This window comes from Psychrobacter sp. JCM 18901 (assembly GCF_000586435.1).
Lineage (GTDB): Bacteria > Pseudomonadota > Gammaproteobacteria > Pseudomonadales > Moraxellaceae > Psychrobacter.
In genome coordinates this window covers 58,960-81,067 of sequence record NZ_BAWH01000006.1, presented here as the reverse complement: position 1 = coordinate 81,067, position 22,108 = coordinate 58,960, and the positions used below count along the sequence as shown (strand labels likewise).

Genomic DNA, 22,108 nt, shown 5'->3' with positions numbered 1-22,108 from the left:
TAAGCTTTCTTTGTATAAAGCCACTTATAAAGCACAGATTTTGATAAGCTAATTCTATAAAATACCGCTTATAGCGATATTATTTTAACCATGTAACATGATAACTATTAAAACAATCATAAGGAATTATTATGAGCTATACCTTTAACCGTCAATACCCTGCTACTCGCTTACGTCGTCTGCGCTACAATGACAATGTACGCTCAATGATTCGTGAAGTAGAGCTGCACCCTAAACACTTTATTGCCCCTGTCTTTGTATTAGAAGGCGAAAACCAGCGCGAAACCATCGCTAGTATGCCGGGCGTTGAACGCTTATCGATTGATTTGCTAATCAACTATGCCAAAGAGCTGTTAGCAGAAGGTGTTACGACCATCGACCTTTTCCCTGTGATCGATAACGCTTTGAAAACACCAGATGGTAGCGCCGCTTATGACGAAAACGCCCTGACTGCACGTACGATAAAAGCGGTCAAAGACGCTGTGCCAGAGATGGTCGTTATGACTGATGTAGCGCTAGACCCTTATACCTCACATGGTCAAGATGGTCTACTTGATGACAGCGGTTACGTCATCAATGATGCAACCATCGAAGTACTGGTCAAGCAAGCGCTGGTACATGCGCGTGCCGGCGCAGATATCATCTCTCCTAGTGACATGATGGACGGCCGTATCAAGGCCATGCGTGATGCGTTTGAAGCAGAAGGTTTTGTGAATACGGCTATCATGGCTTACTCAGCCAAATATGCTTCTGCTTACTACGGCCCATTCCGTGATGCCGTCGGCAGTGCTGGCAACCTAAAAGGTGGCCATAAGAAACAGTATCAGATGGACTTTGGCAATCGTGCTGAGGCGCTACATGAAGTGGCTATGGATATCAACGAAGGCGCAGATATGGTCATGATTAAACCTGGTCAGCCGTATCTTGATTTGATTCGTGAAGTCAAAGACACCTTTGGCGTACCAACCTTTGCGTATCAAGTATCTGGCGAATATGCCATGCATATGGCTGCTATTCAGAACGGTTGGTTAAGTGATGCAGTGATTTTAGAATCTTTGATTGGCTTCCGCCGTGCTGGTGCTGATGGTATCTTGACCTACTTTGCTCTAGAAGCGGCCCGCCAGCTAAACAATGCCTAATAGTAGTTAAACTACCTTTTATAATGTAAAAGCCCCAGCTACCTATTAGTAGCTGGGGCTTTTTTATGCGGTTACTCTATTAAAATAAAACTATAGACGTGCACGATCATGTGGCTCATTAAAATCAATCACTGGGCCAGCAGGGACAATACATGTGGGATTAATATTGGCATGACTGGTGTAATAATGCTGCTTGATATGATTCATATTTACTGTCTCTGAGATACCAGGTACCTGATATAAATCACGCAGATAGCCCCAAAGATTTGGATAGTCAACGATACGACGCAGATTGCATTTAAAGTGCCCAACATAAACAGCATCAAAACGAACCAACGTCGTAAATAGTCGCCAATCTGCTTCAGTTATGGTGCTACCTGTTAGATAACGCTGATGTGCTAAGCGCGTCTCAAGTGTATCTAATGCCGCAAATAGCTCAATCACAGCCTCTTCGTAAGCCTCTTGTGTGGTAGAGAATCCTGTCTTGTACACGCCATTATTAATAGTTGAATAGACAAAGGTATTGATATCATCAATTTCTTGTAATAACTCTGCTGGCACAAAATCACCTGCTAGCGCACCAACCTCATCAAAGGCAGAGTTAAACATGCGAATAATTTCAGATGACTCATTACTCACGATTGTGTTTGTTTTTTTATCCCATAAGATAGGTACTGTGACACGGCCTGTATAGTCTGGCTTGGCCTTGGTATACAGCTCATAGGCATAGTCTGCATTGATAACTGGGTCAGCAACGACGCCTGCACCTTCTGCAAATGTCCAACCATACTCACCCATATATGGATGTACTACAGATAGCGGAATGATATCTTCTAAGCCTTTGAGCTTGCGGTAGATAAGGGTACGGTGTGCCCAAGGACAGGCTAGCGACACATATAGATGATAGCGGTCAGGTTCGGCTTTAAAGCCTCAATACCTGTAGGCCCTGCACTACCATCTACCGTTACCCAGTTTCTAAAACCAGCATCTTCACGCTGAAAGCGGCCGCCACTCTCTTTTGTCTCATACCATTTGTCTTGCCACTGCCCGTCTACCAAGAGACCCATGTTATTCTCCAACTGTTTTTAATATTTGTTTAACGTTTACTAAGCATGATTAACTTTAAGTCATTATCATCATGATGATCGCATTATTTAGAGAGACATCATACCAGTTATAAGGGTCTAATCATTAGCATCACCACTGTTATTAACAATAAAAACTAAACTGTTTAAATTTAATGTTTAGTAGATATACACAAAAATACGTCCCAATAGCTAATATCAGACTAAATACCAAATATTATGATAATAAAAGAGGTTTATGCTAAAAAAAGACTTGCAAAGTCTGAGAAACTTGCTAAAATGCTCAACCTAAATAGGCGTATAGCTCAGTTGGTTAGAGCGCTACCTTGACATGGTAGAGGTCGTTGGTTCGAATCCGATTACGCCTACCAGATTCGAAAAGCCCCAATCTTAAGATTGGGGCTTTTTTTTGTCCGTGAAATATGGGCTGTAGCGGAAAATACTTGCTTATATCGACTCATAGTCATGATTATACAATCAGATTTAAATCATTTAAAAAAGTGACGGTGACCAAATGGTGACCAAAACGTGACCGACCCTTAAAAACCATTAAAATTAAAACCCTCTTTTTGACCTCTACTTTAAGCTGTAAGCTAAAACCTATTTCTGAGTATTTTCCTCTTTATCATCTTTTATATATTCAAAAATATCCCCTACCTCTACGTCTAAATACTCACAAAGCTTATCTATAGTATCAAAATCAATTCTAGATGATTGATCGTTATATATCTTATGTAATGTCGTCTTGCTTACCCCTGTTGCTCGTACAGCATCCGCTACCTTTAGCCTTCTTTCAGCTAACAAAGTTGGGAGATGGTTAACTATCATCCTATAAACTCCAATTATAATTATAAAAAGTACTTGCATAGTTATAAATTTATGGTAAATTACAACTATGGTATTTAAAAGTACCATTATGGTTAAACTTTATATAAGGAACATATTATGTCACATACCTACCTGACTACCCAAGAGCTTTCTGAGCTCATTAAATACAACCCTCGTACTATCCGCAATGAACTCAAGGATAGTGTGCTTATCGAGGGTATTCATTACATACGTCCATTTGGTGGTCGTAAGATTTTGTACATTTGGGAAGAAATCGAAAAAGATATGCGCACTGGGATCGCCGGTAGCGTCAATGCTATGGCACTTCAATAAGGAGAAATAGAATGGCTAGTATCAGAAGTAGATACGGCAAGCTGGTTGTAGATTTTTATTACATGGGTATACGCTGTCGGGAGACGACAAACCTGACAGACACACCAGCGAATCGTAAGAAGCTTGAGAAGGTGGCTGAGAAAATGAAAGCAGAAATCATCTTAGGACTGTTCAATTACGCTAAGTACTTTCCAAAAAGTGATAAAGCGGCACAGATGGTAGCGTTAAACGATCGCAAGGAATGCATTAGTACCGATACGCCCTCTTTTGAACAGTTTGCAGAATTATGGTTCTCTGAAAAAGAAATTGAATGGCGTGATACTTATAAGCGCAAAATAAAGGAGATTATCGATATGTACTTGATTGTTAAGTTTGGGACTAAGCCCATTCATCTCATAAAAAAAGACAGATGTATTAGCCTTCCGTTCATCGCTCGCCAAAGTAACGTACGGAAAAGCTAACAAACATCTGTCAGCGGCACGCATCAATTCGATCATGGTACCTTTAGGTATGATACTAAAAGAAGCGGCTAAACGCTATCAATTTGATAATCCCTATTACGATATCAATGCGCTCAAACAGCCTAAAACAGATATTCAACCATTCACACTGAATGAGGTTTGGACGTTTATCAATGGTGTGAGAGCAGACTATCGCAATTATTATCTGGTACGTTTTTTTCACAGGGATGCGTACGAGTGAGATTGATGGGTTGACGTGGGAGAACATTGACTTTAATCGACGTGAGATTGTGATCAAACAAGCTTATGTTAAAGGCAAAATTGTTCCTCCTAAAACTCAAGAATCTTACCGTGCGATTCAAATGTCACCTTGGGTCTACGATGCTCTGAAGGAACAGCAGGCCATCACTTATAAGCGATCTGATTATGTGTTTTGCGCACATACAGGTGAACCACTTGATTATAACAACGTGAATAAGCGTGTTTGGCACCCTACTCTTAAGATTTTAGGTCTGAAGAAGCGCAATGCTTATCAGACTCGTCATACCGCAGCAACACTATGGTTAGCTGCTGGCGAAAGTCCTGAGTGGATTGCCAGTCAAATGGGGCATTCTACAACCAAGATGCTGTTCAACACTTATAGCCGTTACGTACCGAACATGACTCGACAGGATGGTAGTGCATTTGAAGCATTGGTCAATCGCAGTCAGATTGCTCAGGTATCTACCGATAAGGGGCCTCACAATGAAAATGATTGATTACGATAAACTGCATGCGACGTTTAAACCTAGTGGCTATGTCAGTAATGGCGCAGATAATATTGCTAACTATCTCATTTGTGAGCTCTGTATTCAGTCAGGTAGTGGTTTGGCTCGTTTCTTAAATGTGGATAGTTGCTTTGATAATCATATGGCGCTGCGCATATGGGTTCAGAAGCGCTTAGATGCTAATCCTGACTATGTCGTTGATGAGATGCGTGGTCAGCTACAGAGTGCGCTTTACGGACTTTTACCACACACTGGCTATGGATACTAAGGAGGATATTATGAGTATGAACTTCGTCTTTGATTTAGCTCTAGAGGGTGCAGCAAAGCGTTTGTGCCATGCATATTGGTCCTATGTATCGCCCAGTAATTATATAGCGCATTTGGAACTGCTTTGTTATGACCACAACATGGAGCTTGATGCATTATTTGCTACGCTTGCAAAATGTCAGGTTTATTTAGATGACGTACACTGTGAGTACTGTGGTCGTCCCTATCAGTTAGATGTCCCAGCAGATGTACCTTATGCAAGACGTTTAGATTTTTGGTTTTGTGACGGGTGTATCAGTTTTTCTGGTGGACAGCTTGTCCTAGGTAGGTAAATCTTAAAATAGTTAGAATCAGAAAAACAAAAAAAGCCTCAGCTTAAAGTTGGGGCTTTTTCAGTTTAGTCAGTTCAGCTATATTTTAGCTAAAAATTTTATAAGATTATACTTTACAGACCACACTAGCTTCTTTCGCCTTATCATAGACCCCGTAAGCATCTAGTCCTAAAGACTCCACATCATCAAGATATTTCTTTGTACCTTTTTCAAGTGGGCCTTTCCAGTCTGGGTCATTGAGTGGGTCTAAGATATCGACAACTTCGTCTCCTTGGTCGATAGCTGCTTGTAACTGCGTTGAATAAGTCTTATCCCACATAGCCCCTACTTTCTTGCTAAGCGCCATACCTGAATTGTCATCAATAACTTGTTTCAAGTCCTCTGGCAGACCTTCATACTTAGCTTTATTCATAGTTACCATTAAAGCAGAACTATAAAATGGCATATTAGTGTGATACTTCGTCAACTCATTTAGTTTGAAAGTCTCCATAGCTTCCCATGGAAAGCTTAATCCATCAACTACACCACGCTGTAAAGAAGTATATATATCATTGGCAGGTAGCCCCACAGGAGAAGCTCCCATACTTTCAATGATGTCACCTGCAACTGCTGAAGGCCTACGAATACGCATACCTCTCATATCCTCAGGAGTTCTGATCAATTTGTTAGTACTGTGTAAGGTTCCAGGTCCTGTGGCAAACATAAAGAGCAAGTGTGAATCTTCATACTCGTCAGCAATCGTACCATTGTCATATAAGGTTTGCAGCATACAGCCTGTTTGTGTTGATGAGTTAGATAATCCTGGAAGCTCTGCAATCTGAGATAGTGGGAATCGACACTCGTATAACCTTGGACTTGAGAGCCAATATCAATCGTTCCTTTAACAGCAGACTCATAAGCTGTATCTGCTTTGCTAATAGTGGCTGAAGGGTATACTTCAACTTTGAGACGCCCACCCGAATCAGCTTCGATTTTTTTTGCCCAAGGTTCAAAAATCTCTTTATTAATATCAGATGTTGCAGGATAGAAATGTGAGAAACGTAAAACAGTGGCTTCTTCTGAGGAAGTCGTACCATTACTGGATTGGTTTGAACAACCTAAAAGGCTCATCGCGGCTAGCACACTTATCGAAAAAAATGGGTGCTAATTTCATTATCAATTCCTTTTGATAGTAGTCATAAGTTCATTAATTTAATTTATGTTTTTATAATATTTGACAGGTAAGTTAAATACGCCATTAGCAGTAGTTATAGATAACTAGGTCAATATATACTTAACGTACACCTAAACATTCATCTGAAATTAGCAACTAAAATGATATCTGTCAAATCATTTAATGACTATTCTCTAACGTTTGTGATAATGTAATACCTTACAAACATCGGCTAGTTAAGTATGCTAAAAAAATTCAGATATTGCTTACTTTTCTGGTACCTAGAATCTTTTAATACGTTTTTTTGCAGCTCACTGCTCTTGTGAAAAATGTATTGAAAGTAAAAATGTTAATAAGGTAAGTAGTTACCTAATACGCTTGAAAAGCATTGACGCTTTATAAGAGTCTAACCGATATAAAAGCACTCTTACTTTTGCATCGTTTGTTCTCAATAAGTGAGTATATATATACAAGGAAGAACAGAATGACAGGGATTGAATTTTATACTAATGGTCATATTGTCAGCGAAGCTGACAGCATGCGCCAAAAGCTAGGTGTTTTAGCAAAACAACATTCTGCCACCTCAGCCATCATTATTACAGATGCTGGTATCTCCGAATTAGGCTATGTCGATATCGCCCAGCAATCCTTACAGGAAGCAGGTGTTAATGTCGTTGTGTTCGATAATGTCGTTCCTGACCCACCTATTGAAATTGTTGAAAGCGCTATTGAGCTTGCAAGAGACAATCAATGTGACTTGATCATTGGCTTAGGGGGCGGAAGCTCTATCGATACAGCAAAGATTGTCGCCTTGTATCCAAACGACTTTCAGTCCGTTAATGATATTTTGGATAAAGATATTAGTGGTTTCAAAAAAACTACCACTATTTGCCATACCGACCACTGCTGGTACGGGCGCAGAGTCTACCTTTGTCTCCGTGATTACCGCAAAAAAATGGCAGTAAAAAAAGCCATTTATACTCCTAAAATCCTACCTGACGTCGCCATTTTAGATGCAACACTGACACTAAAATTACCACGTCATATCACTGCAGCAACCGCGCTTGATGCCATGGTGCATTGTATTGAGGCCTATACAAGTCGTACTAAAAAGAATCCTATTTCAGATGCATTAGCCCTAAAAGGCTTACAAATGCTTTGGAATAATTTTGAAAAAGTATTAAACAAAGGTAATGATATTGATGCTCGTGCCGATATGCTGTTAGGTTCCACACTGGCAGGCATTGCCTTCGTCAATGCCTCTGTAGCCGCTGTTCACGGGCTCTCCTATCCCCTTAGTATTAACTTCCACATTCCACATGGACATGCTAATGCACTCGTCATGTGCGGTGTTTTTACATTTAACTTATCAGAAGCTGCTCCTCTATACGCAGAGCTTGCTCGTGCTGTCATGCCTACTCAAACAGCTGGAATGACAGATTTAGACGCAGCGACTTCATTTATTAGTCAACTAAAAATGTTTTTGGAAAACAGTGGTCTTAAATACCGTTTGAGTGAATTGGATATTACAAAGAACGATATTCCTGCCCTAGCAGGCATAGTCATCAATACCTATGCACGACTAATCGCAACCAATCCCAAAGATATGACTTTAGAGGAAGTCACTGCAATATATGAAGAAATAGCCTGATAATAAATATTGTTTAAATAATTTTGTCTATCAATCAAGGAAGATGATTATGTCGAAATATGAATTAGAAGTTGTCGTTGATGGCTTTCACTATTTAGAAGGGCCTCGCTGGTATCAAAATGCGCTATGGTTTGTCGATTTCTATACTCAAGGCGTTTATCGAGTTAACGACGAAGGAGTAGCAGAGAAAATCATCCATGTTGAACAGCAACCTTCCGGTTTAGGATGGTTGCCTGATGGGCGTTTGCTGGTCGTATCGATGAAAGACCGCAAAGTCTTACGACTAGAAAATGATGGTAACTTGGTCATTCACGCTGATATTTGGGAGCATTGCGGTGGTCATGCAAATGACATGGTAGTTTCAGCTAATGGCAATGCCTATGTCGGTAACTTTGGTTTTGATTTGATGGGTGGCGCTGACCATGAAAACACAGGGCTTGTATTGGTTAAGCCTGATGGAAGCTCACAGGTTGTCGCTGAAGGATTGGCATTTCCAAATGGCATAGTTATCTCTGCAGATCAAAAAACATTGATCGTTAACGAGCTATTTGGTAATAAAATTACGCAGTTTGATATCAACGAAGATGGCAGCCTTGGAGAAAAGCGTGACTTTGCCAATTTTGGAGAATTAGGCGATGAGCCAAATCTTGGTCTACGTATAGAGAATGCTAGCATATTGCCTGATGGTCTCACGCTAGATGCCGAAGGTGCTGTTTGGATCGCAGATACCTTAAATCAGCGAGCTGTACGTATAGCAAAGGGTGGCGAGATTTTAGAAACTATCGATACTGCACCTGATGGTATCTTTGCGGTTACTCTTGGAGGACAAGATGGTAAAACACTGTTCATGTGCGCGGCTCCAGATTGGGATGAGACCTCCCGTAAGGCTGAAACTAAAGGACGTATGTTAGCTGTGCAAGTGAAAGTGGGGCATGCAGGTACGCCATAATTAAAAATCTTCTCAGAACTGAACTTAAAATAACCCGCATCAGGCGGGTTATTTTAGTTGATAGCTAGCTACTTTTTGAAGGTGGCTTTTATGCTAATTACGATAAAGGTGTTATGACTCACTCATTCAAATAAAGCTCAGCCATTCCATCAAGCCTTGCTTTTACCTCTTTCCAATTCGGCATGACTTGCGTTAATAAGCGCCAAAAGTTTTCGCTATGGTTGTGTTCAGCTATATGACACAGCTCATGTAGTAACACGTAATCAATGCACTCCTTTGGGGCTTTTGCTAAATGCGGATTGAGTATTAAATTACCTTTAGTTGAGCAGCTTCCCCACTGCTTTTTCATGGTCATTAATTTTATTGAAGGGCTATTTTTAACCCAAGAAGCCTTATATATCAAGGCTTCAAGCCTCTCTCTAGAGATCGACTTAAATTTATTTTTATACCATTCATCAATAAGACGTTTAACTAAGACAGCTCGTTCTTCAGCGTCCAACTCAGAATCACTTTGAGACAATTCCACGTTAAATTTACCGCGACTAAGCTTCACAGTGCTATGCATTACATCGGCCGTTTCTATACTGGTTATCACTTTTAACACGTAACGACGACCCAAATAAAACTGGGTTTCGCCGCTGACATAACGCTTGGGCAATACATGATCTTGTTGTTTGGCAAAATCCTGTAGCTTTGCCATATCCAGCGCGCACGCTTCATCATCGCATCGTGTATCACCTCATCGGTAGCATCGTTAGGTGCTGTGGCGACCACACGCTGATCAGGATGTACTTTAATGACTACTTTTCGAGGCTTAGCCTTTTTAGCAATCAGCTTGTCGCTTTCAGGCTTATTTATCTTTTCTTTATAAGTTGCTTCTTTACGCACGACTTCATAATCAATCTTATCTTGACCATAATAAAATACGCCATTCTCAGTCATTACCTACTACCCTCTTGCTGCTCTTAGGCTACTTATCTCTTGAAAGTCCAAGACGGGTAATCTTTAGCACTTCCTCAATGAGCTGTTGCGCTTTATCGATACCCAAATCCATAAATAACATCGGCAGCAATTTGACACTAATAGCATTTTCAATTTCTGCTGGGTTAATAGAATACTCAGCCACTGCTGTCTTAACAATATTATCAATCTCAAAGGCGTAAGCAACTAGCTTGTCGTTATCTAACTCTTTATCTATCAAGAAATCAGTATCAAATAAGTGCTTAAACAGACCAAAATACGCCTGAGCATGTTTGTTTAATTTACCACTATCATCAATAAACGCATTCGGCACATCAGCGACATCGCGGTCTTTAACGGCTTGCTCAAAATCAGCAAACATCATGTACTGCTTCACTGGTGCATCGAACATGGCTTTGGCATCCGCAATCGCTTGCTTAAGCAATTTAGAAAAATACTCTTGGGCATAAGGGTCATCAGCCAAATCCTGCTCAATCATCTTGGTCACCCGACCAGTGATTTTATCCGTTTGGTTACGGGCTTCATCATCGCTTAATTCTTCAGGCTTAACATCTTTACCTAAGTTGCCAACCAAGTATGCACCTTTTGCCTCACGAACCTCAAGTCCAGCGATATGCTTATCAAGTAAGCTTCGAATATCCGCTTCATACTCATCGTAATCGATGGTTTCATCAGCATCCTCGCGCACTTGCTTACGTAGATTAACAAAGGCTTTTAGATCGGCTTTGTAGCGATCACGCTTACTATCGAATGACTTATCTTCAAAGAAAGACGCTGATTGCAAGGCAATTTTCATAGCGTTAGAAAATGTGGTTAAAGCTGTATAAAAGTCATCACGCTCTTTAAGCTTGGTATCGACTACTCTGCCATCGATTTCCTGCATTTTTGGTGCAAGCACCTGTCTTAACGCTTGCCCATCCTGCTTATTCTTCACCGAAGAGAATATTGCCCACAGTTCGCTATGCAGTCTGGGTAGCTGCTTATACTCAGTATCCATCGCGTTATATAGACCTTTAAGGTCTTCGATATCGAAGCCACCTTGTGTACGCTCGGCTAAGTCTTGGTATTTCTCAATGGTGATATCCAGCTCTTTTAAGATGCCACGATAATCAATCAGATAACCAAAACGCTTTTTCTCATGCAAGCGGTTTACCCGTGCAATCGCCTGAATGAGGTTGTGCTGCTTTAAAGGCTTATCGATATATAGCACGGTGTTTTTTGGCTCATCAAAGCCCGTTAATAGCTTATCAACGACAATCATAATGTCAGGGCCATCATCCTGACTAAAGCCTTCTATGATGGCTTTGGTATATGCCTTTTCATCACCGCCATACTCTTTGGCGACATTGGCTTGCCACCAATTCTGGACAATGTCTTTCGACTCGCCATCGACGGTATCATGCCCCTCACGGGTATCAGGTGGTGACATGGCAACCACTGAGGTCACTTTGCCAATCTTATCTAACGCCATCTTATAGCGGATAGCTGAGGCTTTAGAGTCACAAGCCAACTGGCCTTTAAGGTGCTGCTGTTTAAAGTTTTGGAAATGATCAGAGATATCATGAGCGATCAGCTCAATACGACCTTCAACCTGATAGATTTGACCTTTTTGTGAGACTTACGTTTGAGGTCAGTTTTTTTTGATCATCAGTGAGCTTTTGAGTGATACGGTCAAACCAAGCGTCGATCGCTTGGTCATTGGTATTCAATTCAGGATACGCTCTTCGTATAACAGTGGCGTGACCGTTTTGTCTTTGACCGCTTGCTGCATGGTATAAGAGTGAATGATGCTGCCGAATTTGTTTTCGGTCTTATCATCCTTAAGTAATGGCGTACCCGTAAAGGCAATAAAAGCAGCGTTTGGCAGGCTTGCGCCATACGAATGTTGTTCTCACCGTTTTGGCTACGGTGACCTTCATCGACCATGACGATGATGTTTGGACTGTCGTTATAACATTCATCATACTTAACGGCTGAACCAAACTTATTAATAATGGAGAAAATAACGCGTTCATTACCGTGCCCGATTTGCTGCGCTAGACGGCGACCAGAGGTAGCCATGGCATCGGATTTATCACGATCGGATAATACACCACCAGATGCAAAGGTTTGACTAAGCTGAGTTTCCAGATCAACACGGTCAGTGACGACAATGACTCGGCACTTCGCGAGATCCTCTAACCAAATAAGCGCTTTGGAAAAGAACACCATCGTAAAGGACTTGCCGCTACCTGTGGTATGCCAAATGACACCGCCCTCACGACTGCCCTTCTCGTCAAAGGTACTGATACGTTCAATCAAGCTTTGATGCCAAAGACTTGCTGATAACGAGCAACAATTTTGCCAGCTTTTTTATCAAACAAGGTAAACATGCGTGTCATTTCAAGCAGACGCTGTGGCTGCAAAAGACTGATGATTAAGCGGTCTTGGTCGGTGACGACTAAATCACCGCCACCAATTAATGACTGATATTCCTCTTTGATAGAGACAGGACGATCACCAAACAAGTTATCAATCTGCTCATCACTGGGCGCTTGGTTTTTTTAAACGATGAAACTCAGGCTCAAATATTTCTTCTTCCACCCATTTTGCCCAAAACTTCCTAGGTGTACCGCAAGTAGCATACAGACCGTCATTACCATTAACCGCTAGCAATAACTGGCTATAGGCAAATAGGTTTGGAATAAACTTTGGCTTTTGATTGCGAATATGCTGGGACACCGCTTGGGCATTGGTCGATTGTCCCTCTCTACTCGAATCAGGGCGCTTGGCTTCGATCACTGCTAGCGGTAGACCGTTAACGAAGCAAACTATATCAGGAATGACATTACCTGTGCCCTCAGTATTCTGTACTACCATCTCTTCGGTAACGTGAAAACTATTATTATCAATATTGTTCCAATCTATCAGAGCGACGGTCTGCGAGGTTTTCTTACCATCGATGAACTCAGTCACGGTCACGCCATAAAGCATGGCGTTATAAAGCGCCTCGTTTGCTGCCTGTAAGCCTAGATTCATCGCTGGGTTTAGCTCATGCATGATCTTATCAATGGCGCTGTCTGATAAAGGATGCGCCTTACCTTCAAACGTAAAAGTTTGCTTGGCTAAAAATGCACGCATGATTGGCAATAATACAACTTGGTCAGTGGCCTTATTTGAAACCACTTTTGAGCGCATAGCACTGCTTTGACTAGGTGGAATAAACTCATAGCCCAGCGTAGTGAGCAAGGTTAAGGCAGGAATTTTTGAGCTGAATTCTTCTGCAAAGTTAATACTAGAATCGTTTTTGAACATTCTATCAATCTCTTTTATGAATTCTCTAAGCTACCAATATTATTCATCACACCAAGTTGTAGGAATAATTGTGCAAATGAAGGGTATAAGTCATCTAGATCTTGGATGAAATCTATATATTCAAATAATAGAGCTGAAGATATCTCTTCAGCATCATTAGATTGTCTCCATAGAAATGACAAACCTATCTGGTCTTCAAGGGCGCACACAAATTTACTAATTAGAGATTTTGACATAACCATCTCCGGCTTAAAATTACCACCCGAGATATTCCAAGAACGAATTACATCGGTAAACTGTAAACTGTTAAATTCAGGTCTATTATTTTTTTGTCCATTAAAACTCACTTCTATCTCTTTGTTGAGATCAGAATTGAGGCTACAGCTTTCTTCAGATAGCTTATCAAATACGTAATCTATGATAGTTTCAACTTCATCCTTTGCTTTAAAATTTTCGACTAATTTACATATTAGTTTTTTGAATATATTTATATCTGAAAATAAAACAGACTCAATACAATATCCTTCATGGCTATACGGTTTACAATTTTTCCCACGGATAAGTTGTTTGAGTCTTGAATCAATCTCTAAAGTAGAAAAATCTCTATCGAATATAACATGCCACTCTTTGCCTTTTAATAATGAAGATAGAGTACGCTTGTTATACTCTATTTTTTGTAGGATGTTATCTTTGCCTCTTAACGGGAAAAAAAAGCAACTTCTGATAAGCAGTTTATTTCATGATTAATCTGTCTAAGCTTGCTATTTAGAGCTTTAAGATATTCCTCATCATCAGCTCCCTCTACAAACGCTATGTGTTTAGCTTGGTTTAAATTTTCAAGTGATAGTATTACACCACCCAAAGACTTCTTAATGATATCAAAGCTACTTTTATTAATTGGTCTCAAATCACCTATACTTTTATTGTCTTCACTTAAAAAGAAAACTTCATTTTCACCAGCGTTTGTAACAAACTGATCATTATGGCTAATTATGAAAAATTGATTATGATCAATACATCTTAGATGAGCTAAAAGGTTCTTTTGAAGCTTGGAATGAATGTGCGAGTCTGGCTCATCAACTAGTAGCAATTTTAGAGGAGCGTCGATAAATTCGACAGTAGCTAATATCTCTACTATTTGTAAGAAGCCGCTACCTTGCAAATGCAGGTCATAAGGTTTAGAGCCATCAACAGAAACATCTAAGCAAACGTATTCATCTTTTTCCCTTCTAGTAGGTGAAGGTAGGGAAAACTTAACAATTTTCTCAGTGATCTCAGAAATACTTTCTTCTAAACCAGTAATAGATCTTCTTTTAGATATAATTTTATTTCTTAATACTTCATGAGAAGAGCCTTTCTGTATTTTTTTCTTAATTTGAGCCTCGTTATAATAAGGTTCAAATTGATGTACGCCCGACACAGGTCTAGTTTGATAAATAAATATAGCTTCATCTAAATATCTTCCAGTGCCACAGAAATCGTTGGCAAAACTAGTGAACTCCCTTTCTTCTACAGGCTGGACACGAAAAAAAGCATTTTCTATAGAGCTTGGACAAGTTATTTTGAAGCCTAAATTCCAAACCTGTGCTTCATTATCACTATTAGTTAATGAAATAGTAATCTCTGAACATTTTCCAAGTTCAGGATGTCTTGGATCGTAAAATAAATCTTCATCCTTAGTTATGCGTAGAAAATCTAAATCTTGGTAGTTCACGTATCGGTTCGTAGACCTTTTAACTTTATAAAATCCTTTTCTTGAACTCAAAATATAGGTTTGGTAACATTTTTCCCAAAGATGAATTGCTTCAAAAATAGTAGATTTTCCAGCACTATTTTCACCAATAATAATATTGAAATTAGCATTTGGATGTATCGTAATATCTTCAAATGTTTTAAAGTTCTTCAGGCTAATTTTACATATTCTTAACTTCATACATCTTCCCCATCAACCCTCACCCTAACCTTACCCGTCAACAATACCTGCATCAACGCCTTTTTCTCTTGCTGCAAATCAGCCAATTGCTGCTCAAGCAATTCAATTTCTTTATCGGCATTGGTTAATACCGTAGCGATTTTTTTGTTGTTCAAGGAGAGCTGGAACTTTAATTTTTATAGCTTTAATAATAGTGGCACTTAAATTGGGTTGTCCACCTTGAACTAGTAGCAATGCTTTCAACATTTCAACTTCAAGTAAATAAAACAAGAATAAGTTATGGAATTTTTCTTTTGGCTCTAATGCTAAAACTGCTTGATTTACAGTTGCACTATCTAACGTATTCAAAGCTACTTTACCTGCTGTCGCGCCATACATAGCAACAAGAATACTTCCATTTTTAACTATTTTTGCAGAAGAATTTTGAAGCCCTAGTTCTGTTATATATTCGTTTACAGAATCGACAAATCTATCGTTCAGTTTTCCAGAAGTAATCCAAGGAATGCTACCGTTGTAATACTCATCCTTTGTTCTAGAAGGTGTTCCACCTGAAAAACATTTTGAAGTAGAACCTATACTAACCTCTTCCCACTCACCCTCAAACCGCTGACCCAACCCATCAAGCAACCGCTTTTTACCTATCAGCAATTGCTGCATCAACGCTTTTTTTCTGCTGCGTACTATTCTCAATTAAACGCTCGGTCGTGCTAATCGCTTTATCCCAAGTGGATAGGATTTTGGCGATTTTTTTGTTGTTCTGGGAGAGGTGGTAGAGGAAGTACTAGGTCGCTAATATCACCTAGGTTAATCCTAGGTAATAAGCTAACAATTAACCTTAGAAACTGCTTTTTTTGCCAATGAATTATTCAATATATAAGTATAGTAATATTTATCAGCAATTTGTTCATTTAAGATAATCTTTGCAATAGCTGCATTACTATTACAAATCCCTTTTTCTCCAGTGTATACAACTGCCTTACCTAGAGCTGATCCTATTTTAGAAAAGAGGATAGTATCTTTTTCAACATAAGACTTATTTAATAACTTATGGACTTCTTCGGAAATATAGTAAGTATTTGTCCAGTCAATTGAACCCTCGTTAATCATCTCTGACTTCAAAAAAGGTACGCCATCACTTAAGAACGTAATTAATTTCGTAGTAGAGAAACTTCCAAAGTCACGAATTGGCTTACCGTAAACATCTTTGAAGTTAATATAGGACCAGTCTTCTGGGATTTTACCTACTAGCTTATTAGCAAGAACAGAGTTATTGTCCATAACCCAACTCCTTTAGAAACCCTGCCATCTCAGTCTCTAAACTTTCCAATTCAGCTTTTAACTCAAGACGCTCAGCACGCACCGCATCCAAATCAATCTCCGCCTCTTCTTCAAAGGTATCGACATAGCGCGGGATATTTAGGTTAAAGTCATTCTCTTTAATCTCATCAAAACTGGCTAGATAGGCGTATTTATCGACACTTTCCCGCGCCTTATAAGTCTCAATGACTTTAGCAATATTGCTATCTGTGAGCTGGTTTTGATTTTTACCTGATTTAAACTCATTGCTGGCATCGATAAACAACACCGTGTCATCGGTTTTGTTCTTTTTAAACAGTAATATCGCCGCTGGAATACCCGTCCCAAAGAACAGCTTTTCGGGCAGACCAATCACCGTATCGAGCAGATTTTCTTCGATGAGTTGCTGACGGATTTTACCTTCACTAGAGCTACGGAAAAGCACGCCATGCGGCACGACCACGCCCATACGGCCACCTTGTTTTGATGAAGAGGCAGGTTTCAGCGTTTCAATCATATGACTGATAAAGCATAGTCGCCCTTGGTCTTGGGCGGTACACCGCGATGGAAGCGACCATAGGGGTCGCTGCTGGCATCGTCATGTCCCCATTTATCCAGTGAAAACGGCGGGTTGGCCGTCACCACATCGAACTGTAATAAGTGCTTGCCGTCTTTGTCGAGTAGCAGTGGATTACGGATGGTATCGCCCCACTCGATACGGTGGTTGTCCTCACCGTGTAGGAACATATTCATTTTGGCCAGTGCCCATGTCGAGCCAATGGCTTCTTGACCGTATAGCGCATACTTCTTAGAATTTGAGTTTTTGCGTACCATGGCCCCGCACTTAATGAGCAGCGAACCCGAACCGCAGGCAGGATCACATATTTCATCACCTTCGACAGGCTCAAGGATAGTCGCTAGCAAATTCGACACTTCAGGCGGCGTATAGAACTCGCCAGCCGTCGCCCCACTACTAGCGGCAAAATGCTTGATTAAAAACTCATAAGCATTACCAATCACATCGAGGCTACCGACACGCTCAACGCTTAGATTAAGGATGTCTTTGCCAAAGTCTTCTAATAAGTGGCGTAGTAGCTCGTTCTTTTGCTTTTCTTGACCCAGTTTATCAGTGTTAAAACTGATATCTTGGAAGACGTTTTTGAGCTTAGTACCGTTGGCTTCTTCGATAACGTGTAGCGCCTCGTCAATACGTTGACCGTTGCCCGGCTGATGACGCTGCTCATACAAGTCCCAAAAGCTTGCGCCTTCAGGTAAGACAAAACGCTGCTTGGACATCATGGCGTGGATGAGCTCAGGGTTGTCGCCAAACTGCTCAACCAGCTTGTTGTACTCATCGCGGTAAACGTCAGACAAATATTTGAGGAACAGCATGGTTAAGATAAAGTCTTTATAGGTATCGGCGCTGATGACCCCGCGAAAGGTGTCACAGGCGTTCCAGACGGCTTTATTGATGTCGTCTTGATTGATTTTGCTAATATTATTAGTGGTACTGGCAGGCATTGGTTATTCCTTAACGCGCTGGAAAATTTCTGGTTGTTATAGTGGTGTAATGATAGCAGGGTATAAGATGGTTGGCAGATGTCATTGCTGAAAAATTCGATTATATCAATTGCATAAGGGTACTAAGCAGTATCGCACAGTGGGTTAATACTAAAATCGAGGTTAACTTTCATTTGATGATAAATAAATACGGCAAACAATGTCTCAATTGCTTGCCGTATCTATTAACGATAAGAATTAGTAAAACATCTGATATTTCCACTAAAACTGGTACAAGCTAATTAGCTCTAATTAAATCTATCAGCTTCTTTTATATTGTAGCCGAACTTCTTACCAGCCTTTTCCGTTTCTCCGTCATAGTTATGACATGCTTGTAAATATAGAATAGTGTTAGGATACTCTGCGCCTGGTATCCAACTATCCTCACCCACGCCAAGGGGTAAAATGTTACCTTCAATATTGGACTTATTTGCTAAATTGGGTCTCTTGAGAGAGCAATTGACATACATCGTATAAAACTCATGACCCCATGTAGTTTTTTTGCATCCCAACCTTTGTAACCACTTACTACTTTAAGCTTCAACTGTGTATATCCTGGTTTCTGTTTCACAATCTCAGACTTCATTATTCTTGTCACGGCACATGGATCATGATAACAAGATTCTGAAATAGCACCGTTTTGTATACCTTGTGGTTGAAATTAGTATTGGCAGCATTAGTATCAAATGTAAGCAGTCCTAGAGACAGTACTATTAAGCTTATTGAAGTCTTCATTAGTTCGATTCCATTAACTTTTACTTAAGGCTGAGGGACTTGGTCTTTATCGTAGTAATAATCCGATATTTGAAAATCTCTAATTACTTGGTTAGGTTTTAACGCTACAGGTTCGGGAGAGTGATTGTCACAAGTCACATCAAGAACTGTTGCACTACAGTGGCTATATAGTGCACCCACCTTTCTATATAGCCTTCAGGGTCATCGACATTGGTGCCTAGTCTATCTTTCGTCCATGAAAAGAATACGTAAGTGGCAGGTGCAGGTAACTTTATTTTATATTGTGGCGCACTATCTGGGACGTTGACAGAGTATGTTTTTCCTGAACTTAAGCTTCTTGCATAAACAGTCATTTCTGGTGTGTAGTCAGAGGGGTAGTAAGGCTTACCATAGATTGTTGCCATTCCAGTCCTAACTGCTGCAGTATTTTCTTGAGCCACAGATACAGTTGGTAGTGCTGCAGCCGCAATATCTAACTCTTCAGATGCCTCTGCTATGAGCGCACTCATGTCTTCGTAGCTTTCATCTGATGCAGATGCAAATACTGACAACCCAAGCAATAAACTTGAAATCAATACTCTATGAATAAGTTTATGTTTTAATAGCTGCATTATAGTTATTTCCCTTAAAAAAATGGACCTTTGATTGATAGAGTATGAATATCTTGTACACGGTATAGCTCTCTTTAAAACTCAACTACAACCAATAACGGCTAAAACGATATTTCTCATTTTTATTCCACTATTTATTTTTAGAAGCAAGGCTTATGTATTTGACCTGCTACCTATCGGCTATTTTTATAATCTTTAAATAACTTTATCAACTCTTTATAGGCTACTCTTAGCGGTTGCTCTTGAAATCTATATGAAAGCCTTCCATTATTAAACTTAGCTTCATTACTCAAAATGCCTTGCGTATTTAGTGAAGTAACTTCATCAATTAAAAAGCTCTGAGTTTCCCACAACATCGCTCGTAAATAGATATGATCTTCAGTCAAAACCATGCCATTGGTACCTGTAAAGATAAAGGCATCATCAAATATTAGTAATATCTTTTCATTCGATAATTCAAATTTGTCTTCTATAGCCTTCATTGATTCAGGTGAGAATTTAGCGTTGTCTTTAATCTTGTCGTGCGTATAGACACGCTCATTATTTTTGAAGTCATCAGATGCGTTTTTCTGAATATAAGCATAAAAACTATCATCACCATATAGCTGAGATCTACCTGCCTGCATTTGGGCTTTAATCATATCTTTAGAAGCATTAATTCTCTTAGATACATTAATCCTCTTATCAGATGTATTGCTAATACGATTTTTATTTGCTATCAGACTGAGTAAAGAAACTGCTAATAACTGATGACAATTAATAACTTCTTCGTTAGCTTCGTTGTCTAGCGTATCAGCCGCTAACTCACCTTGCGCTATATTTATTCCTGTATCGTTTGGCAATTGTGATGAGTTCTGTTCTGATGTAAGCGCATCGACCTCTACTGGAGTAATATTAGTATTGTTTATACTATCAAGCTGAGCATCAATATCTATAATAGATTCTGTGGTAAAAGCATCTAGGCTCGTTGAGCTTTCTGATATAGAAGCGACCGACTTACCAAAGCTGTCAGTAATATTAAAGCCGTTTTGATCAGGCGTAATGCTACCCATATTGAAATGATTAACATCCGTGACCTTTAAGCTCGCCCCATTTTGCTTAATAAACCAACAGTATCACCTTGACTGTCTGTTATTTTTAGACTGGCGCCATCGTTTTGTATATAGAGATTTTCAAGACTACTATCACCAATTCTAATTTGATTAAGATTATTATTAATAGCAGAGCTTGTACCATCTTCATATTGTATTTGTTGACTGTTTTGAAGCTGCTGAAAGAATCCGTTAACCGTAATGGCTGAGTTGGCGGTCAACATAGCAGTCGTAGCGACTGGCTCAGAAACAGAGACTTCTGTGCCAAAAGCACCTTTATAGATAGGCTCTCTTTCATAAACGCCACATCATTTGGCATTGGTTTTGCGGCGGCGGCAGCTTCCCCTGCGACAGCCTCTCCTGAGCCTACCCCTTCTGAAAAGTCCGCACCTATGTTTAATTTCAAAAAAGGTAAGACGATTGAGATGATAAGGATAGGAGCTTCAGACATAATCTCAAGAGCTTTCTGAACGGTATAGCCACGATTATCTACAAAACTTTTTAAAATTATCGGAAAGAGAACGACAGGAATGATTACACCAACTGCTGGGGTAGATTCTACTGCTCCATTTGCCATCATCCTATAGGGAAAAAGTAGATAAACAATCCAGCCATTACCAAGCCGAAGTGCTGAAACAGATATCCAAGACGTTTTATAAAAAAAGTATAATAGCACTGGAATATATATAATTAATAGAAGAGGAATAGCCATAGCCGCTATTCCCAATAATAATAAAATACCGATAACTTGAAAATTACGAATGATAACCTTGAATAAAGCTGCCACTCCTAATAATAAAAGACCAATAATACCGATCATAGGCTGCACTGAGCCGACTAATAACAGTAAAGAGTAGATGCCTACTGCCACCCAAAACGGAGTTTGCTGAATAGCTTTTGGTATTATTTCAGAATTATCAATAGGGGTAATAAGGCTGGAAAATTCTTGAGTCACTATCTACTTCCTTGAGGAATGCTAGTCTATTGAATAGCTATTATTTTTTGGTATATTTTCAAAGCAATTTTTGTGCCAATATATTTACTTTCATAATGTGATTTTACCCATTAAATTATGGTAGTAAGAACCAACCTGTCTAGCTATCCCCTCTAGTCTCACTTATATGAGCAATCGCCAAAATTAATCATTGTAACTTGGCTATTAGTAACAGAACTTAAAAAAAGATGCTTTATGCCATCATCGATTTAGGTGTAGGATTTTAGCAGGATAATTAAACATTTATCCATTAATATCTTTACAGTATAAAAAATAAACTTGAGTAAAATTTTAATCAAAGTATCAGTTTTTCTATCCTCTCCTCTCCTAAACACCCTTAAACTCTTAATAGTAAGACTTTTAGTCTTTACTTATTATCTACTGCTGCCTAAAACATTCCTGTTCAGCATCCTATGTTGTTCTAGCATTTATATATATCGTAATTAGACCAATATTCGATATATATAAATGCTAGAACAACATAATCTTCTTAACGCTTTAAGCATACATGTCGTATGTATAACAAAGTCTTACTCTTGAGAATAAATCGCTGAGGCTATCTAATGACTATTAAGCTTTAATAGTTGATATTTGTTTATATCTCTGTTAGATTTTAACTCGATACATAATGTATCGTTTTATATATAA

General features: G+C 39.5%; 22 protein-coding genes, 1 tRNA gene and 5 pseudogenes. 8 read left to right on the top strand and 20 right to left on the bottom strand.

From position 1 onward, the window contains the following. Positions 1–131 precede the first annotated feature (131 nt). The gene (hemB, locus tag TT11_RS06525) at positions 132–1,139 is read left to right on the top strand and encodes a porphobilinogen synthase (protein WP_101206356.1); all 1,008 of its coding nucleotides are present in this window, start codon (positions 132–134) and stop codon (positions 1,137–1,139) included. A gap of 90 nt (positions 1,140–1,229) precedes the next feature. Here hemB and TT11_RS06520 read toward each other — a convergent pair. Beyond that, positions 1,230–2,206, bottom strand: a pseudogene (locus tag TT11_RS06520) (glutathione S-transferase family protein). 312 nt (positions 2,207–2,518) lie between these two features. Here TT11_RS06520 and TT11_RS06515 point away from each other — a divergent pair. Beyond that, positions 2,519–2,595: transfer RNA gene (locus tag TT11_RS06515), tRNA-Val, on the top strand. A gap of 229 nt (positions 2,596–2,824) precedes the next feature. Here the strand turns inward: TT11_RS06515 and TT11_RS06510 are convergent. Then, positions 2,825–3,052, bottom strand: a complete 228-nt coding sequence (locus TT11_RS06510) for a helix-turn-helix transcriptional regulator (protein ID WP_261869707.1) — start codon at positions 3,050–3,052, stop codon at positions 2,825–2,827. A gap of 117 nt (positions 3,053–3,169) precedes the next feature. Here TT11_RS06510 and TT11_RS06505 point away from each other — a divergent pair, with 117 nt between their 5' ends. From TT11_RS06505 to TT11_RS06490, 4 genes and pseudogenes are all read left to right on the top strand, one after another. Beyond that, a complete protein-coding gene (locus TT11_RS06505) occupies positions 3,170–3,385 on the top strand; it encodes a hypothetical protein (RefSeq protein WP_075107543.1) in 216 nt (71 codons plus the stop codon). Positions 3,386–3,396: 11 nt separating this feature from the next. Further along, positions 3,397–4,604, top strand: a pseudogene (locus TT11_RS06500) (Arm DNA-binding domain-containing protein). Beyond that, positions 4,591–4,881: a hypothetical protein gene (locus tag TT11_RS06495; protein WP_261869654.1), complete on the top strand. Its 291-nt coding sequence runs from the start codon at positions 4,591–4,593 to the stop codon at positions 4,879–4,881. The pseudogene TT11_RS06500 and the gene TT11_RS06495 overlap by 14 nt, the downstream one beginning before the upstream one ends. A gap of 10 nt (positions 4,882–4,891) precedes the next feature. After that, positions 4,892–5,212: a hypothetical protein gene (locus TT11_RS06490; protein ID WP_261869653.1), complete on the top strand. Its 321-nt coding sequence runs from the start codon at positions 4,892–4,894 to the stop codon at positions 5,210–5,212. Between the two features lie 106 nt (positions 5,213–5,318). Here the strand turns inward: TT11_RS06490 and TT11_RS06485 are convergent. Continuing rightward, positions 5,319–6,365: pseudogene (locus tag TT11_RS06485) on the bottom strand (TRAP transporter substrate-binding protein). A gap of 484 nt (positions 6,366–6,849) precedes the next feature. Between TT11_RS06485 and TT11_RS06480 the strand changes: the two are divergent. After that, positions 6,850–8,016, top strand: a complete 1,167-nt coding sequence (locus TT11_RS06480) for an iron-containing alcohol dehydrogenase (protein WP_261869652.1) — start codon at positions 6,850–6,852, stop codon at positions 8,014–8,016. Positions 8,017–8,065: 49 nt separating this feature from the next. Continuing rightward, a complete protein-coding gene (locus tag TT11_RS06475; protein ID WP_261869650.1) occupies positions 8,066–8,965 on the top strand; it encodes an SMP-30/gluconolactonase/LRE family protein in 900 nt (299 codons plus the stop codon). A gap of 118 nt (positions 8,966–9,083) precedes the next feature. Here TT11_RS06475 and TT11_RS06470 read toward each other — a convergent pair whose 3' ends face one another. The 17 genes and pseudogenes from TT11_RS06470 to TT11_RS06415 all read right to left on the bottom strand — a co-directional run bounded on the left by TT11_RS06470 (position 9,084) and on the right by TT11_RS06415 (position 21,421). After that, positions 9,084–9,665 (bottom strand): M48 family metallopeptidase, encoded by a 582-nt coding sequence (locus TT11_RS06470; RefSeq protein WP_370587810.1) that lies wholly within the window; start codon positions 9,663–9,665, stop codon positions 9,084–9,086. Beyond that, complete coding sequence (locus tag TT11_RS17150; protein WP_370587809.1) at positions 9,563–9,907, bottom strand: hypothetical protein; 345 nt, start codon at positions 9,905–9,907, stop codon at positions 9,563–9,565. The genes TT11_RS06470 and TT11_RS17150 overlap by 103 nt, the downstream gene beginning before the upstream one ends. A 28-nt stretch (positions 9,908–9,935) precedes the next feature. After that, on the bottom strand, positions 9,936–11,456 hold the full coding sequence (locus TT11_RS17145; RefSeq protein WP_370587808.1) for a hypothetical protein: 1,521 nt from the start codon (positions 11,454–11,456) through the stop codon (positions 9,936–9,938). A gap of 76 nt (positions 11,457–11,532) precedes the next feature. Continuing rightward, positions 11,533–11,655: a hypothetical protein gene (locus TT11_RS17140; RefSeq protein WP_370587814.1), complete on the bottom strand. Its 123-nt coding sequence runs from the start codon at positions 11,653–11,655 to the stop codon at positions 11,533–11,535. Continuing rightward, positions 11,652–12,247: pseudogene (locus tag TT11_RS17135) on the bottom strand (DEAD/DEAH box helicase family protein). Before TT11_RS17135 ends, TT11_RS17140 begins: the two are co-directional and overlap by 4 nt. Beyond that, complete coding sequence (locus TT11_RS17130; protein ID WP_370587807.1) at positions 12,244–12,453, bottom strand: hypothetical protein; 210 nt, start codon at positions 12,451–12,453, stop codon at positions 12,244–12,246. Before TT11_RS17130 ends, TT11_RS17135 begins: the two are co-directional and overlap by 4 nt. Before the next feature lie 16 nt (positions 12,454–12,469). Continuing rightward, complete coding sequence (locus tag TT11_RS17125; RefSeq protein WP_370587806.1) at positions 12,470–13,240, bottom strand: type I restriction endonuclease; 771 nt, start codon at positions 13,238–13,240, stop codon at positions 12,470–12,472. Between the two features lie 14 nt (positions 13,241–13,254). Next, positions 13,255–13,587, bottom strand: coding sequence for a hypothetical protein (locus TT11_RS06460; RefSeq protein ID WP_261869648.1), 333 nt, complete (start codon positions 13,585–13,587; stop codon positions 13,255–13,257). A gap of 350 nt (positions 13,588–13,937) precedes the next feature. Then, a complete protein-coding gene (locus tag TT11_RS06455; RefSeq protein ID WP_261869647.1) occupies positions 13,938–15,173 on the bottom strand; it encodes an ATP-dependent endonuclease in 1,236 nt (411 codons plus the stop codon). After that, on the bottom strand, positions 15,170–15,328 hold the full coding sequence (locus tag TT11_RS06450; RefSeq protein WP_261869646.1) for a hypothetical protein: 159 nt from the start codon (positions 15,326–15,328) through the stop codon (positions 15,170–15,172). The genes TT11_RS06455 and TT11_RS06450 overlap by 4 nt, the downstream gene beginning before the upstream one ends. Next, on the bottom strand, positions 15,285–15,830 hold the full coding sequence (locus TT11_RS06445) for a restriction endonuclease subunit S (protein ID WP_261869644.1): 546 nt from the start codon (positions 15,828–15,830) through the stop codon (positions 15,285–15,287). Before TT11_RS06445 ends, TT11_RS06450 begins: the two co-directional genes overlap by 44 nt. A gap of 165 nt (positions 15,831–15,995) precedes the next feature. Next, a complete protein-coding gene (locus tag TT11_RS06440; RefSeq protein ID WP_261869635.1) occupies positions 15,996–16,451 on the bottom strand; it encodes a hypothetical protein in 456 nt (151 codons plus the stop codon). After that, positions 16,441–17,990 (bottom strand): annotated as a pseudogene (locus TT11_RS06435) (type I restriction-modification system subunit M). The gene TT11_RS06440 and the pseudogene TT11_RS06435 overlap by 11 nt, the downstream one beginning before the upstream one ends. 908 nt (positions 17,991–18,898) lie before the next feature. After that, positions 18,899–19,375 (bottom strand): hypothetical protein, encoded by a 477-nt coding sequence (locus tag TT11_RS06430; RefSeq protein ID WP_261869634.1) that lies wholly within the window; start codon positions 19,373–19,375, stop codon positions 18,899–18,901. Between the two features lie 173 nt (positions 19,376–19,548). Continuing rightward, positions 19,549–20,427, bottom strand: coding sequence for a hypothetical protein (locus tag TT11_RS06425; RefSeq protein WP_261869633.1), 879 nt, complete (start codon positions 20,425–20,427; stop codon positions 19,549–19,551). 26 nt (positions 20,428–20,453) lie between these two features. Next, positions 20,454–20,690 (bottom strand): hypothetical protein, encoded by a 237-nt coding sequence (locus TT11_RS06420; protein ID WP_261869632.1) that lies wholly within the window; start codon positions 20,688–20,690, stop codon positions 20,454–20,456. Continuing rightward, positions 20,684–21,421 carry a hypothetical protein gene (locus TT11_RS06415; protein WP_261869631.1) on the bottom strand — a complete coding sequence of 246 codons (738 nt, stop codon included), beginning with the start codon at positions 21,419–21,421 and terminating at the stop codon, positions 20,684–20,686. The genes TT11_RS06420 and TT11_RS06415 overlap by 7 nt, the downstream gene beginning before the upstream one ends. Positions 21,422–22,108 lie beyond the last annotated feature (687 nt).